Source organism: Plantactinospora alkalitolerans (assembly GCF_015690345.1).
In the GTDB taxonomy this organism is placed as follows: Bacteria; Actinomycetota; Actinomycetes; order Mycobacteriales; family Micromonosporaceae; genus Plantactinospora; species Plantactinospora alkalitolerans.
This window is the reverse complement of record NZ_JADPUN010000272.1, coordinates 1-13,816: the sequence shown is the minus strand read 5'-3', so window position 1 is coordinate 13,816 and position 13,816 is coordinate 1. Positions and strand designations below refer to the sequence as shown.

The window sequence follows — 13,816 nt, the reverse complement described above, 5'->3', positions numbered from 1 at the left end:
GTCGGAGGTCAGCAGTGGTGGGCGAGTTCACCGACGGGGACGGCGTACGGCAGGTCGGCGTGGTCGGGCTGGGCACGATGGGGGCGGGGATTGTCGAGGTGTTCGCCCGCGGTGGGGTGGACGTGGTCGCCGTCGAGATCACCCCGGCCGCCCTGGAACGTGGTCGGGCGACGCTCACCCGTTCCACCGACCGGGCCGTGACCCGTGGCCGGCTGACCGCCGCCGACCGGGATGCGCTGCTCGGCCGGGTCACCTTCGCCGTCGGGCTGGCGGCGCTCGGCGAGGTGGACCTGGTGATCGAGGCGGTGCCCGAACAGCTCGGCCTCAAGCGGCGGCTCTTCGGTGAGCTGGACCGGATCTGCAAGCCGGGCGCCATCCTGGCGACCAACACCTCGTCGTTGAGCGTCACCGAGATCGCCGTCGCCACCGAGCGGCCGAGCCAGGTGATCGGGATGCACTTCTTCAATCCCGCCCCGGTGATGAAGCTGGTCGAGGTGATCCGGACGGTGACGACCTCGACCGAGGTGGTCGAGGCGGTCGAGGCGCTCTGCGGCCGGCTGGGCAAAGTCGACGTGACCATCACCGACCGGGCCGGATTCATCGCCAACGCACTGCTGTTCGGCTACCTCAACCAGGCGGTCGCGATGTTCGAGTCGCGGTACGTCGGCCGCGAGGACATCGACGCGGCGATGAAGCTGGGCTGCGGGCTGCCGATGGGGCCCCTGGCACTGCTGGACCTGATCGGTCTGGACACGGCGTACGAGATCCTGGAGACCATGTACCGGCGGGGCGGCCGGGACCGTCGGCACGCCCCGGTGCCGCTGCTCCGGCAAATGGTCACGGCGGGACTGCTCGGCCGAAAGTCCGGCCAGGGCTTCTACCGGTACGCCGGGCCGGGCTCGTCGACCGTCGTACCCGACGACCAGACCCCGTCGGCGATACCGGTCGACGGCGCTCGTCCGGTCGCCCGGGTCGGGGTGATCGGGTCCGACGCCGCGATCGCCGGGCTCGGCGAGGTCTTCGCCGGAGCCGGCTACGACGTCGTCGTGCTGCCCTGGGAGCCGGAGAAGTCCGCCGGCCCCGGTGGCCGGGAGAAGTCCGTCGGCACCGGAGGTCTGGAGAAGTCAGCCGGCACCGGAGGCTCGGAGAAGTCCGCCGGGCTCGAGGGACTGGCCGACGTCGACCTGGTGGTGGCGGCGGTGGACGGCGGAGACCTGGAAACGGTTCGGGCCCTCTTCGCCGAGTTGGACGAGGTCTGCCGGCCGGGCGCACTGCTCGCCACCACGACCGGCACGCTGCCCGTCATCGACATCGCGATGGCCACCCGCCGGCCGGCGGACGTACTCGGGCTGCACTTCGCCGGCCCCGCCGGCCCCGCCGGATTGTCGGCGGAGGTCAGGCCGGTGGTGGAGATCGTCGAAACGATCCGCTCCTCGACGGAGGCCGTCGCCACCGCGCGGGCGGTCTGCGCCGCGCTGGGCGGGACCGGGGTGGTCTGCCGTGACCGGGCCGGATTCGTGGTCAACGCACTGCTCTTTCCGTACCTGAACGACGCCGTACGGATGCTGGAGGCGTCGTACTCGACGGTGGACGACATCGACCACGCGATGAAGCTGGGCTGCGGATATCCGGCGGGCCCGTTCGAGATGTTGGATCTGGTCGGCCTGGACATCGCCCTGGCGGTCCAGCGGAGTCTCTACCGGGAGCTTCGGGAGCCTTCGCTCGCCCCGGCGCCGCTGCTGGAGAAGCTGGTGACCGCCGGATTCCTGGGGCGCGGAACCGGTCGCGGGTTCCGGGAGCCGACGGCCCAGCCGTTCAGCGGGCGATCCGGAGGCTGACCGTGGCGTTGCTGCTTCGGCCGTCCTGGGTCAGCCGGTAGACGAACCGGTCGGACCGGGCCGTGTCGTTGCGGTGCGGCCGGTAGATGACGGTCCGGCCCGTGGTGACCTGTACGGTGCCGTGCACGGGCGCGGTGACGATGGTGAGTTTGGTGCCACTGGTGGCGAAGTCGTTGGCCAGTACCCGGATGCCGGTGGCTTTGGCCCCGCTGACCCTCGGGTTGTCCCGGACCGCCCTCGGGGCCGGGACGAAGCGGCCCGTGCCGGTGCCGATGAAGACACTCTGTGCGCCGCGCGACCCGTTGGTGGTGACCACGTCCAGCATGCCGTCGCCGTTCACGTCCGCCGTGGCCACGGTCCAGGACTCGTCGCCGTAGGGGTCACCCTGCAGATCCACCACCGTGCCGTCGTCGAGCACCACGACCACGCCGGTGAAGTAGGTGCCGCAGCCCTCGGCGTACGCGATCGTCACGTCCATCGCGCCGTCGCGGTCGAAGTCGGCGAGTTCGTACTGCGGTCGGCCGGAGCAGTACCGGAGCGGGCCGGGGGTGAGCGTGCCGGTGCCGGTGTTGAGGTAGGTGGTGAAGCCGTTGCCCTGGTCGGTCCACTCGTAGATGTCCTGGCGTCCGTCGCCGTTGAAGTCGGCGGTGCCGATGTAGCTGGGCTGGAAGATGGTGTCGAAACCGCCCGAGACGGCGAAGTCGTCCAACACCAGCAGGGTGCTGCTGACCGAGGGCGGCGGACCGGAGAACCAGGTGAGCGCCAGTTCCGCCGGGGCGTCGCTGTCGAAGTTGAGGCCCACTCCCATGTCCGGGCAGTAGACCGCCGACGACAGGTACGGGTACGACCGCGCCGTGGCGTAGCCGCCCCCGGGGCGGCCCAGCTCGACCAGCACCGTGCAGTCGGACGTGCCGGGCACCAGGCCGAGGATGTTCCGGTCCGCGAGCCCGTCCCCGTTCACGTCGGCGATGATCGGCTCGTCCTGCCAGCCGGCCCGGGCGGCGGGCGCCGCCGCGCCGACGGTGGCGATGGTCACCGCTGCGGTGACCATCGCGATGCGCCGACTCCACATGGTGCCTCCTCGGCTGTGCCGCCCGATTTCGTCCGGGCTGGCTCTCTGGTGGAGATTAGTTGCACGCAGGGTGCCGTGACGTGCGCTGACGGTCATCTGACAAGGTGTTTGAGCAGGTCAATCGGGGGTACGGGTCCGGCGCTGCGGCTCAGGAAGTGATCTTTACTACCACCGTGGCGTCACTGGTGTGGCCGTCCTGGGTGACCCGGTACACGAACTGGTCGGTCAGGTCGGGCACCGGGCCGGGCCGGTACTCGACGGTCCGGCCATCGGTGACCTCGACCGTCCCGTAGACCGGCGGAACGACGATGCTGACCGCCGCACGCCGGCTGGCCGAGTCGTTGACGAGCACCGGGATGCGGACGGAGCCGGCAAGGGCGACCGTGGCGGTGTCCCGGACGGCCAGTGGCGATTCGACAAAGGTCCCGTTCCCGACGCCGAGGAAGGTGCGCAGTCCGCCGCCCTGCTGGTGATACACGACGATGTCCGGCACCCGGTCGCGGTTCGCGTAGAGGACGTTGATCGTCCAGCCCGGCCCGCCGTCGGGGGCGCTGCGGAGTTCGGTCACGGTGCCGTCGTCGAGCACCACCGCGACCCCGTGCGTCCCGTCGTCACACCGGCCGACGTAGGCGAGGACCAGGTCCGTCGCTCCGTTCTGGTCGAAGTCGGCGAGCCGGTACTGCTGCTGCCGGGCACAGAAGCGGACCGGGCCCGGCAGCAGCGTTCCGATGCCGGGATTCAGGTACGTGGCGAACCCCTCACCCTGGTCGGTCCAGGCGTAGACGTCCAGCCGCCGGTCGCCGTCGAAGTCGGCGAGCCCGACCATGTTGGGCCGGCGGAGCGCGTCCAGTGTGGTCGACACGGTGAAGTTCCTGAGTACCAGCAGATCCTGCCGAGGCTGGCCAGGGTTACCGCTGAACCAGCCGACCACCAGTTCGGCCGTACCCGGATCCCCGGTGGCGACGGGGTCCAGGTCGACGGCAACGCCCAGGCCCGGACACACGGCCGAAGAGGCCCTGCCGGGCACCCGGTAGCGGTGCTCCTCCGGGGACAGGTAACCCCCCTGTGCCTGGCCGATCTCCACGAGGACGAGGCAGTAGCGGACCGCGGCGCCGAGCCGGGCGCGATCGAGCAACCCGTCGCCGTCGAGATCGCCGTAGAACGCCTCGCCCGGTCCGGCGGCCCTGGCGGCCGGCGCAACCGCCCCCAGGGCGATGACCGCTGCCGTGGCGGCGGTCGCCGCGATCGATCTTCTCCACATGGCGCTCCTCCGGATGGGCGCGGGCCGGATGGACGGGAAACGCCCCGCCCGCTCAGCCGATGATCTTCAGACTGACCGCGGCGTTGCTGGTTCTGCCGTCCTCGGTGAGCCGGTAGACGAAGCTGTCGGTCGTGCCGTGGACGGGGTTCGGCGTGTAGATGACGGTCCCGTTGGTGGTGACCTTCACCGTGCCGTGCTGCGGCGGCGTCCAGATGGTCACCCTGGCCCGGTCGGTGGCGTAGTCGTTGGCGAGGACCTGGATACCGGTCGCCTTGACGCCACTGACCGTCGGGTAGTCCCGGATCGCCGTCGGCGATCGGATGAAGTTGCCGTTGCCGAGGCTGATGAAGGTGGCGATGGCGCCGTTCATCTGGTTGTAGGTGGTGATGTCGGTGCGGCCGTCGTGGTTGGCGTCGCCGACCTCGACCGTCCAGCTCGCCAGCCCCGCCACGTCGGCGTGCAGGTGGACCATGGCGCCGTTGTCGCGGACCACGACCACACCACTGAAGTAGTCGCCACATCCCTCGATGTACGCGATCACCACGTCCATCGCGCCGTTCTGGTCGAAGTCGGCGAGCCGGTGGGTGAGCGGACCGGAGCAGTGTCGTACCGGACCGGGCACCAGCGTCCCGCTGGCGGTGGCGAGATAGCTGACGAAACCCTCGCCCTGGTCGGTCCACTCGTAGATGTCCTGCCTGCGGTCGCCGTCGAAGTCGGCGGTTCCGATGTAGCTCGGCTGGTAGACGGTGTTGAACCCGCGGGTGGTCCGGAAGTTGTCCAGCACCAGCAGGGTGTTGGAGATCGTCGTCGGTGGGCCGGCGAACCAGGTCACCGCGAGTTCGGCCGCGACGTCCGCATCGAGGTTCAGGCCCACGCCCATGTCCGGGCAGTTTGGTTCGCTGGCCGGCAGCGTCAGGTAGGTGTACGGCTGCGGCGCCCCGAACCCGCCGCCGACCAGCCCCAGGCTGACCACCACCCGGCAGGAGGCGGTGGCCGCCACCACGATGTCGAGCACCACCCGGTCCGGCCGGGCGTCTCCGTTCACGTCGGCGACGATGCTTTCACCGGGCCCGCCCGCGGCGGCTGGGGATGCTCCCGTGACCACCCAACCGACTGCCGCGATGGTTACCGCCATGGCGACGGCGGCGATCCGCCTACCCCTCATGGCTTGCCTCCTCAGGCTCACCAACCCTGTCGGGTTGGGCTATCCGGTCCAGCGGATGTTTACGGTTGCGCTGCTCCGGCGGCCGCCCTCGGCGAGCTGGTACGTGAACCGATCGGTCAGGCCGTGGCTCGCCCGAGGCGTGTAGATGATCCGGCCGCCGCTGATGACCCGGGCGGTGCCGTAGCGTGGCGGGACGGTCACGGTGACCGTGGCCTGCGTGGTGGCCTGGTCGTTCGCGCGTACGTTCAGCGTCACCGCCTTGGTTCCGGTGAGCTGGACCGTGTCGGCGTTGGCCTTCGGTGACCGGACGAACTGGCCGCCGCCGACGCCGATGAAGTACTCGGTTACGCCGGTCAACTGGGACACGGTGCGGATGTCCGGGATCCGGTCGCCGTTGGTGTCGACCACCCGGGTGGTCCAGGTCTCCACACCGATCGGGTCACGTTGGAGTTCCTGCGTGGTCCCGTCGTCCAGCACCACCGCGACCCCGCTGACCGGCGTGATCGACAGGCAGCGTTCGATGTAGCTGTTGACCAGGTCGGTCCGGCCGTCCAGGTCGAAGTCCCGCAGCTCGTACTGGAGCGGGCGGGCACACCACTTCTCCGGGCCCGGGACCAGGGTGCCGTTCCCGGGAGCCAGGTACGTCTCGATGCCCTGACCCTGGTCGGTCACCGCGTAGACGTCCTCGCGTCCGTCGCCGTTGAAGTCGGCGGTGCCCAGGTAGTTGGGCGCGAAGATCGCCGAGACCAGCCCGAACGACGGCTGGAACGCCGTGTTCAGCACCATCAGGTTGTACGGGACGGTCGGCGGTGGGCCGGGGTACCAGGCCACCACCAGTTCCTCGGTGCGGTCGGTGTCCAGGTCCACCGTCACGCCGAGTTCCGGGCAGCGGGTGCCCAGCCCGGACCCGCCGGGCCGGAGGTAGACCGATGCCGCGGGCGGGCCGTACTCGCCGGAGGCGGTGCCGTACTCCACGATGACCGAGCAGAAGTCGGGCTGGACCAGTCCGAGCGTGATCAGATCCGAGAAGCCGTCGCCGTTCACGTCGCCGCGAATCTGTTCGCCCCGGCCGGCGGCCCAGGCGAGGGTCGGCCCCGGGCCTGCGGCGCCGCCGATCGCGGCCATGATCACGATCACCACCACCATGGCGGTACGCCTGCGCCACATGGCGCCTCCCTGGTACGTCGACGTGTGCTGGCTGGCTTGACCGGAAACCGGAGTGTGACGGTCTGGTCGGGTATTGGGGACGCTAGACCGCTTCTGCCGTTATTATCCGGTGCTGACCGTGATCCGACACCGGGCTGGCACGATGTAACCGCAGGTCAAGGCATGGTTCCGGACTCAGGTCGGGAAGGTGAGACTCACGGTGGCGAGGCTCTTCTTGCCCTCTTCGGTCAACTGGTAGGTGAAGCGGTCGGTACGACCGTGCCGGGGGTTCGGCCGGTAGACGATGCGGTCGTCGCCCTGTACCTGGACGGTGCCGTACCGGGGTGGGGTCGCGATGCTCACCTCGACGTACCGGCTCGCGAAGTCGTTGTCGAGTACGTCGATGGCGAGTGGCTTGACGCTGGCGAGCGCGACCCGGTCACTGTTCGCGTCCGGCGCCCTCACCAGGAGGGTGTCCGTACCGACGGTCTCGTTGATGAAGTAGTCGACCTCGCTGGTGGCCTGGTTGACGGTCCGGACGTCGAACCAGCGGTCGTCGTTGGCGTTGACCACCCGGGAAACCCAGGTCGTACGGCCGGTCGGGTCGTTCTGGAGGATCTGGGCGACGCTGCCCTCGTGACGGATCCGGAGCACCCCGCTGCTGTTGTCGGCACAGTCGTGCTGGTAGGTGAGGAGGAGCCCGTCGATGCCGTCCCGGTTGAAGTCGCTCGGGATCATCGACGGGGTGTCGACGGTGCAGTGCGCGACCGGACCGGGTGCCACGTCGGCGCCGTGGATGACGAAGTTCTGCACGCCGCCCGGACCCACGTCGTACGGACTGAACCGTCCTCCGGCGGCGAACATGCCCTTTCCCATGAGGCTCGGTCGGGCGATCATCGACGTGTGGAACGCCGAGGGCGCGAACGTCGGTGGCTGGAGCACCAGTCGGTTGAACGAGACGGTGGCGGGCGCGCCGAGGCTCCAGCCGAGCCACAGTTCGTCGGCCGGATCGCCGTCCACGTTGAGCGCGACGCCGATGTCGGGGCAGTTGGGGGTGCCGCCGCCGTTGGGCTGGAGATAGGTGTACGCGATCGGTGGCAGGTAGACGCCGGGCGCGCTGCCGTACTCGACGACCGTCGAGCAGAGGTTCGGTGAGATCGAGCCGAGTACGGCCGCGTCGACGACGCCGTCGGAGTTGAAGTCGCCGTACAGCGTTTCTCCGGGCACGCCGGCTTCGGCGGTGGGGGACACCGCGCCGATCGCGAGCACGGTGAGCATCGTTACGGCCAGGGCTGCGCGTCTGTTCCGCATTGTGTCCCCTTGTGGGTGCTGGGGGTATCAGGGCGTCTTTCGAGGATCAGTCGGGAAACTTGATGTTGACCGCGGCGGTACTCCTCTTGCCCTGTCGACGCAGTTGGTAGCTGAGGCTGTCGGTCCGCCCGTGGTGCTCGCGGGGGGTGTAGAGGATCCGGCGGTCGGAGAGCACCCGCGCCGTCCCGTACCGGGGTGGCACAGTGATCATCACCTCGGTCTCGGCGGCGACGTAGTCGTTGGCCAGTACGTCGATCGCCAGCGGCTTGACCGTGGTCAGGTAGACGGTGTCGGTGTTCGCGTCGGGCCCCTTGACGAAACCGCCGTCGCCGCGACCGATGAAGTAGTTGGTCTCGCCGGTCACCTGGTTCACGGTGCGTACGTCCGGGAACCGGTCGCCGCTGGTGTCCAGCACCCTGGCCGTCCAGGTGTACCGTCCGGTCAGATCGGTCTCCAGGTGGTGGATGGTGCCGTCGTCGAGCACCGCCACGACCCCGTTGCCGCCGTTGTCGCAGCCCCGCGTGTACGACAGCACGGCGTCGGTCGCCCGGTTCCGGTCGAAATCCCGTAGCTGGTAACCCGGGGGATCCGTCGAGCACCACTGCTCCGGGCCGAGCCGGCCCACGCCGTTCTCGATGATGTAGGTGGCGAAGCCGCCGTGACCCACCGAGAAGGCCGTGTGGCGTCCCGTGCCGCTGAAGTCCGCGGTGCCGAGGAAGGTCGGGGTGATCGGCGAGCTGAACGTCAGGATCGTCCGTAGGTTGTCGTCGATCACCAACCGGTTGTAGGACAGCGACGGTGGGGGTCCCGCGCTCCAGCCGATCCAGAGTTCGTCTCCGGGATCGGTGTCGGCGTCGAAACCGACCCCGATGTCCGGGCACGAGGTGCCCCTGCTGTCGCCGGGCCGGGCATAGACGGTGGCCATCGGCGGCAGGTAGACGCCGGGGCTGCTGCCGTACCGGACGACGACCGAACAGAGGTCGGGCTCGACGGAACCGAGCACCACGATGTCGGGAAGCCCGTCGACGTTGAAGTCACCGGTGATGGAGTCGCCCGGACCAGCCGCCTGGCCCGGGGTGGGGTTCGCCGCCATCGTGGCCAGGATCGCCAATCCGGCCGCTGCCGCGATACGCCTCTTCCACATGACGCCCTCCTACGAGCCGGATCGGTCAGTCCGCTCCGACTGATGCCTGTTTGCGGACGGTAACCGTGTTTGTGGAGATAAATAGCATGTTGACCGTGATCCGACAGCCCCGACGGCTGGGACTTATCGCAGCTCAAGGGCTATTTGATCACTTCGTCCGGGCTCTGAATCGTTCGCCGTATATTTCTGAATAAGCTAGATTACATTGTCCTCGATCTGTCTAATTCGTACATGTACAGATCTGTTCCTACTTGTAGCCTGGTCGTATTCGGTGCAGTGTGGCGCCGATTGCTCCAGGGGGGAAAATGTCGACACCACAGATCCCGCTCACCGACTGGCCCGGGCCGATGACAACAGGTGTTCCGGTCGGAGCCGTACTCGGTTCCACGGGTTCACTGGAACTGAAGACCGACGGCCAGGTCCTCACCAACCTGCATATCAGTGGACGGGTCAACGTCTACGCCAAGAACGTCGTGATCCGGAAGTCGAGAATCGTCGCTCCGGACGCCTCGTGCCCGATCCGCACCTTCGGTCAGGCCCGTGGCCTGCTCGTCGAGGACGTGGAGATCGACGGCAGGGGAATTGCCGGTCCGGCCGTCTCGCCCGGCGACTACACGCTGCGCCGGGTCGACATCCACGACGTGGTGGACGGGCCCCGGCTGGGCAACCGGACCAGCATCCTGGACTGCTGGATCCACGACCTGGTCCGGTCCGGCGGCGGGCACAACGATCTCCTGCAGACCGCCGGCGGCAGCGGGATCCTCGTCCGGCACAACCGCCTGGACGCGTACCGGGCGAGTGGGGACCCGATGAGCGCCTGCCTCACGATCACGTCCACGGGCGGGCGGTTGGTGTCCGACCTGCTGTTCGAGGACAACTACTGCGACGGCGGCGACTACACCGTCTCCGTACGCGCCGACGCGGTCGGCTCGAACATCGTGTTCCGGAACAACACCTTCGGGCGCAACCACCGGTACGGGGTCATCGCCCGGCCGCGCCAGCTCGGCCTCAGTTGGGAGAACACCAACCTGTGGCACGACAGCCGACGGCAGGTGGTGATCTGAGGGGCGCGCCCGGGGGCCGGCGGGTCGGGGAAGGTCACCCCCTACCAGCCGGCCTCCGTGGCCTCGTACCAGGCGCTCAGATACCGCAGGATCACCGAGGCCGCCATCTGCTGGCCCGGCTCCGCCTTCTTGTCCTTGAGGACCGCCGACATCATCGTCCCCAGTTCCCGCGCCTCGGCGCCGGTCAGCTCCTGTGCCTGAAACCGCTCCAGCAGTTCGTCCCGGCGGGCGAACTCGGGATGCGGTGAATGCAGCAGCCGGGCCGCGTCGAACGACACCCCCCGCCAGAACACGTCGACCTTGGTCTCCAGCTTGGCCAGCCGCTCGGCCAGTGCCGCCGTCTCCGAATGCCGCCTCCGGGTCACCGTGAGAACGAACGCGACGATCGCCACCAGCGTCGACACCGCGGAGATCGCCAGTTCGGGAGTCACCCGCCACGCCGCCGGATCGAGGCGATGGTGAACAGCCCCTGCGCGGTGGCCACCGGTGAGAGGTTGATCAGCACCGGCACCTCGACACCGTTCTTCTTCCGGGCCCGCAGGTCGAGGTCGACACCCATGCTCCGCATCCGCGGATCGGCCATGAATCCGGCCCGGTGCGTCTCGTGCGCGTCGCGGAGCGGCTCCGGCAACAGATTGTCGACCTTCATCCCCCGCAGTTCCTGCTTGCTGTAGCCGAACAGGAAGGTCGCCTGCCGGTTACTGCGCTTGATCCGGCCGTCCTCGTCGACGATGACGATCGCGTCGGGATTGAACTCGAACATGGTGATGGCGAGTTCGGAGGTGAGTTCGAGTTCCTCGGCGGCCATCCGCAGAGCGTCGTCGCTGTTCATGGTGTTCCCTCGTCTGCGCCGGTAGTGGGCCACCGGCGAGCACCACTGGCAGTACTGCCAGTGTGGGAAACGCTAGACGTGATTCACCTTGCCGAACAGTCGTCAAACCGTCACTTTGAGTGACGGATGGGCGCGGTGTGGTGCCGCGGGTGGCCCGGACATCTGCGTCGTACGCTGGAGAACGTGAGTCCGCGTCGTAACCGTCCTCGCCCCGAGGGCGCCGCCCCGCTGGAGGACGAGCGGATGCGGCGCGGCGTCGAGTCCGTGCAGAGCTGGCGGGACGGCGAGTGGCAGGTACGGAGCATTTCCGGCTCCGGCGCCGTCAAGACGTACCGCTGCCCCGGCTGCGCCCAGGAGATCCGCCCCGGGGTGGCCCACCTGGTCGCCTGGCCCGCCGACGGCCGGGGCGACCTGACCGACCGCCGGCACTGGCACACCGGCTGCTGGCGGGCCCGGGACCGACGGTCACCCGGCGTGGAGCGCTCCCGCAGCGCCCCCCGGTACGGCTGACCAATTCTTCAGGGATCTTCGTCACGGTGTTCCAGGTCGGCTGTTCCGACCGGCCGTCGCGGGTAAGACTGATTCCCGTGAGCCCAGCGATCCGTGCCTCCAGCATCCTGCCCGGCCGCCGGGAGGACATCGAACTGCACACCGCCGACGGCCTCCGGCTGGTCGGCGAGCTGGCGACACCCGCCGACCGGGATCCGGTCGCCACCCTGGTCTGCCTGCACCCGCTGCCCACCCACGGCGGGATGATGGACAGTCACGTGTTCCGCAAGGCGGCCTGGCGGTTGCCCGCCCTGGCCGATCTGGCGGTGCTGCGGTTCAACACCAGGGGCACCACCAGCGTGCGCGGCACCAGCGAGGGGACCTTCGACGCCGGAGAGGCCGAACGGTTCGACGTCGCGGCGGCGATCGAGTACGCCGAGTTCGCCGAACTGCCGGACATCTGGCTGCTCGGCTGGTCCTTCGGCACCGACCTGACCCTGCGACACGGCTGTGACCCCGGAATCGTCGGCGCGATCCTGCTCTCCCCGCCGCTGCGGACCACCACCGAGGACGACCTGGCCCGGTGGGCCGAGTCCGGCAGGCCACTGACCGCACTGGTACCCGAGTTCGACGACTACCTTCGACCGGACGAGGCCCGCCGCCGGTTCGCGGCCGTGCCCCAGGCCGAGGTGGTCGGCGTACCGGGTGCGAAGCACCTCTGGGTCGGCGACGCCGAGACCGTGCTGGATGAGGTGGTCCGGCGGGTCAACCCGGCGGTGTCCTTACCGCTGCCCACGGTCTGGGACGGTCCGATGGAGACCGGCGACGCCAGCGCGTACGCCGACCGGACCGTGGCGGCGTTCGCCGATCAGCCGACGCCGGGCGCCACGCCGGGAGGTGGCCCGGCCGATCCGGGCTGACGCCACCGCCGCAGGTGCCGCCGCCAGGGTCAGTGGCTGTCGGCCGAGGGTTGCGGGGTCCCCCTCGGGTTGGGCGGAACCGGGTCGACGACCTCGATCGGGGCCAGGCCGCCGGCCGGTGGCCAACCGGCCAGCCAGGTACGCCGCTGCCGCCACACCTCGCGCCAGTAGCCGGCCCGACCGGTCAGCCGGGCGCCCACCGCCCGGACCGCGATCCCGACCAGCAGCAGTGTCCGGCCTGCCGCAGCCCGGGCGGGGGACCAGCGCAGCCGGAGGAAAGTGACCTGGCCACGCAGCAGCATGACCCGCTTGCCGGCGCTGGTCGACGCGGCGCCGCCCACGTGCACCACCCGGGCCGTCGGCACCAGCATGGGACTGGCGCCGATCGCCGTGGCCCGCAGGCAGAGGTCGAGGTCCTCGTTGTACATGAAGTAGTCCGGGGTGAAGCCGTCGAGTTGGGCGAAGAGCGAGCGCCGGACCAGCAGCAGGCAGCCGGACGCGGCCGGCACCCGGACCGGGGTCGCCCGGTCCAGCCAGGGCAGCGCCTCCCGGTTGAACCGCCGGGACCGCGGAAACAGCTTGGACAGGCCAGTGGCGAAACAGGTGAGCGTCCACAACGAGGGTGGCCCGAACACCGAGTGGCCGTCGTCGGTGCCGTCGACCCCGAGGGTACGGCCGGCGTAGATGCCGTGCCCCGGATGGGCACGGGTGAACTCCAGCAACTCCCCGATGACGTTGCCGACCGGCTCGGTGTCCGGATTCAGCAACAACAGCCAGTCGCCCCGGGCCCGGGCCGCGCCGACGTTGACGGCCCGGCCGAAGCCGACGTTGTCGGCCAGCCGTACGACCCGGGCATCCGGAAACTGCGCCGCCACCGCGGCCGCCGAGTCGTCCGTCGACGCGTTGTCGACCACGATGACCTCGTACGGCTCGGCCGGGCAGGCCGCTCGCAGGGTGGCCAGGGCGGTGAGGATCAACTCGCGGGTCTCGTAGGAGACGACGACCACGCTCACCAGCGGATTCACGGCGCCGCTCCCGTCGTTCGGCTGGACTCGTCCCGCCCCCATCGGTTCTGGGTGGCTGGTCGCCGAGCCGCCGTCGCGGCCAGCACGGTCAGCCCGGCGTAACAGATCCCGGCCGGGATCAGCCACGGCCGGGGCAGCACGACGTCGACCAGCCAGGACGCCCGGCGGGCCCGGCGGACCTGCTCGTCGGTGGCGCGCAGGGCGGCATTGCCGGCCCGGACCCGGCCGAGCCGGCGCAGCAGGTCGGCCGTCCGCCGGGGCGTGGCGACCAGCGTCGACACCTCGGTCACCTCCCGTTTCTCGGCGTTCCCGAAGAGCGAGTCGAGGAAGAGATCGTCGGCGATGACGTCGGGAAACGGCCCGAACCGCCGTCGGCCCGCCTCGGCGAGCGCGATCGCGCCCCGACCGAACAGGGCGTCGCGGTAGGCCGGATGCCGTCCGTTGATCGCGTAGTAGGCGCGTACCAGCAGGGGACGGCCGGTGGTTTCCAGGCGGCGGCGCGGCGCGGCGGCCAGCACGCCCTGTCTCTTATACTCATCTCCGACCCTA

General features: G+C 69.6%; 14 protein-coding genes. 4 read left to right on the top strand and 10 right to left on the bottom strand.

Annotated features, from left to right (window positions below; translation table 11 throughout):
• Positions 1-77: 77 nt before the first annotated feature.
• Positions 78-1,838 (top strand): 3-hydroxyacyl-CoA dehydrogenase NAD-binding domain-containing protein, encoded by a 1,761-nt coding sequence (locus tag I0C86_RS31595; protein WP_196204995.1) that lies wholly within the window; start codon positions 78-80, stop codon positions 1,836-1,838.
• Here the strand turns inward: I0C86_RS31595 and I0C86_RS31590 are convergent.
• The 6 genes from I0C86_RS31590 to I0C86_RS31565 form a co-directional block, all read right to left on the bottom strand.
• Positions 1,816-2,910, bottom strand: coding sequence for an FG-GAP repeat domain-containing protein (locus I0C86_RS31590; protein WP_196204973.1), 1,095 nt, complete (start codon positions 2,908-2,910; stop codon positions 1,816-1,818). The genes I0C86_RS31595 and I0C86_RS31590 overlap by 23 nt on opposite strands.
• 148 nt (positions 2,911-3,058) lie before the next feature.
• Positions 3,059-4,171: an Ig-like domain-containing protein gene (locus I0C86_RS31585; protein ID WP_196204972.1), complete on the bottom strand. Its 1,113-nt coding sequence runs from the start codon at positions 4,169-4,171 to the stop codon at positions 3,059-3,061.
• A 52-nt stretch (positions 4,172-4,223) separates the two neighbouring features.
• Positions 4,224-5,336 (bottom strand): Ig-like domain-containing protein, encoded by a 1,113-nt coding sequence (locus tag I0C86_RS31580; protein WP_196204971.1) that lies wholly within the window; start codon positions 5,334-5,336, stop codon positions 4,224-4,226.
• Between the two features lie 39 nt (positions 5,337-5,375).
• Complete coding sequence (locus tag I0C86_RS31575; protein ID WP_196204970.1) at positions 5,376-6,503, bottom strand: FG-GAP-like repeat-containing protein; 1,128 nt, start codon at positions 6,501-6,503, stop codon at positions 5,376-5,378.
• Between the two features lie 174 nt (positions 6,504-6,677).
• Entirely contained in the window at positions 6,678-7,793 is a 1,116-nt protein-coding gene (locus tag I0C86_RS31570; RefSeq protein ID WP_196204969.1) for an Ig-like domain-containing protein, read from the bottom strand.
• Between the two features lie 46 nt (positions 7,794-7,839).
• Positions 7,840-8,937 carry an Ig-like domain-containing protein gene (locus I0C86_RS31565; protein WP_196204968.1) on the bottom strand — a complete coding sequence of 366 codons (1,098 nt, stop codon included), beginning with the start codon at positions 8,935-8,937 and terminating at the stop codon, positions 7,840-7,842.
• 305 nt (positions 8,938-9,242) lie between these two features.
• Between I0C86_RS31565 and I0C86_RS31560 the strand changes: the two genes are divergently transcribed.
• Positions 9,243-10,001, top strand: coding sequence for a hypothetical protein (locus I0C86_RS31560; RefSeq protein ID WP_196204967.1), 759 nt, complete (start codon positions 9,243-9,245; stop codon positions 9,999-10,001).
• 41 nt (positions 10,002-10,042) lie between these two features.
• Here the strand turns inward: I0C86_RS31560 and I0C86_RS31555 are convergent, their stop codons facing one another.
• Positions 10,043-10,432: a hypothetical protein gene (locus tag I0C86_RS31555; RefSeq protein ID WP_196204966.1), complete on the bottom strand. Its 390-nt coding sequence runs from the start codon at positions 10,430-10,432 to the stop codon at positions 10,043-10,045.
• Positions 10,429-10,833 carry a PAS domain S-box protein gene (locus I0C86_RS31550; protein ID WP_196204965.1) on the bottom strand — a complete coding sequence of 135 codons (405 nt, stop codon included), beginning with the start codon at positions 10,831-10,833 and terminating at the stop codon, positions 10,429-10,431. The genes I0C86_RS31555 and I0C86_RS31550 overlap by 4 nt, the downstream gene beginning before the upstream one ends.
• Before the next feature lie 243 nt (positions 10,834-11,076).
• On the opposite strand from I0C86_RS31550, the gene I0C86_RS31545 reads away from it, so the two are divergent.
• Together I0C86_RS31545 and I0C86_RS31540 are read left to right on the top strand one after the other, a co-directional pair.
• A complete protein-coding gene (locus tag I0C86_RS31545) occupies positions 11,077-11,343 on the top strand; it encodes a hypothetical protein (RefSeq protein WP_196204994.1) in 267 nt (88 codons plus the stop codon).
• Between the two features lie 77 nt (positions 11,344-11,420).
• Complete coding sequence (locus I0C86_RS31540) at positions 11,421-12,242, top strand: alpha/beta hydrolase (RefSeq protein WP_196204964.1); 822 nt, start codon at positions 11,421-11,423, stop codon at positions 12,240-12,242.
• 29 nt (positions 12,243-12,271) lie between these two features.
• On the opposite strand, the gene I0C86_RS31535 is transcribed toward I0C86_RS31540, so the two are convergent.
• Positions 12,272-13,267, bottom strand: a complete 996-nt coding sequence (locus I0C86_RS31535; protein ID WP_196204963.1) for a glycosyltransferase family 2 protein — start codon at positions 13,265-13,267, stop codon at positions 12,272-12,274.
• Complete coding sequence (locus tag I0C86_RS31530) at positions 13,264-13,785, bottom strand: hypothetical protein (RefSeq protein ID WP_196204962.1); 522 nt, start codon at positions 13,783-13,785, stop codon at positions 13,264-13,266. The genes I0C86_RS31535 and I0C86_RS31530 overlap by 4 nt, the downstream gene beginning before the upstream one ends.
• Positions 13,786-13,816: the final 31 nt, after the last annotated feature.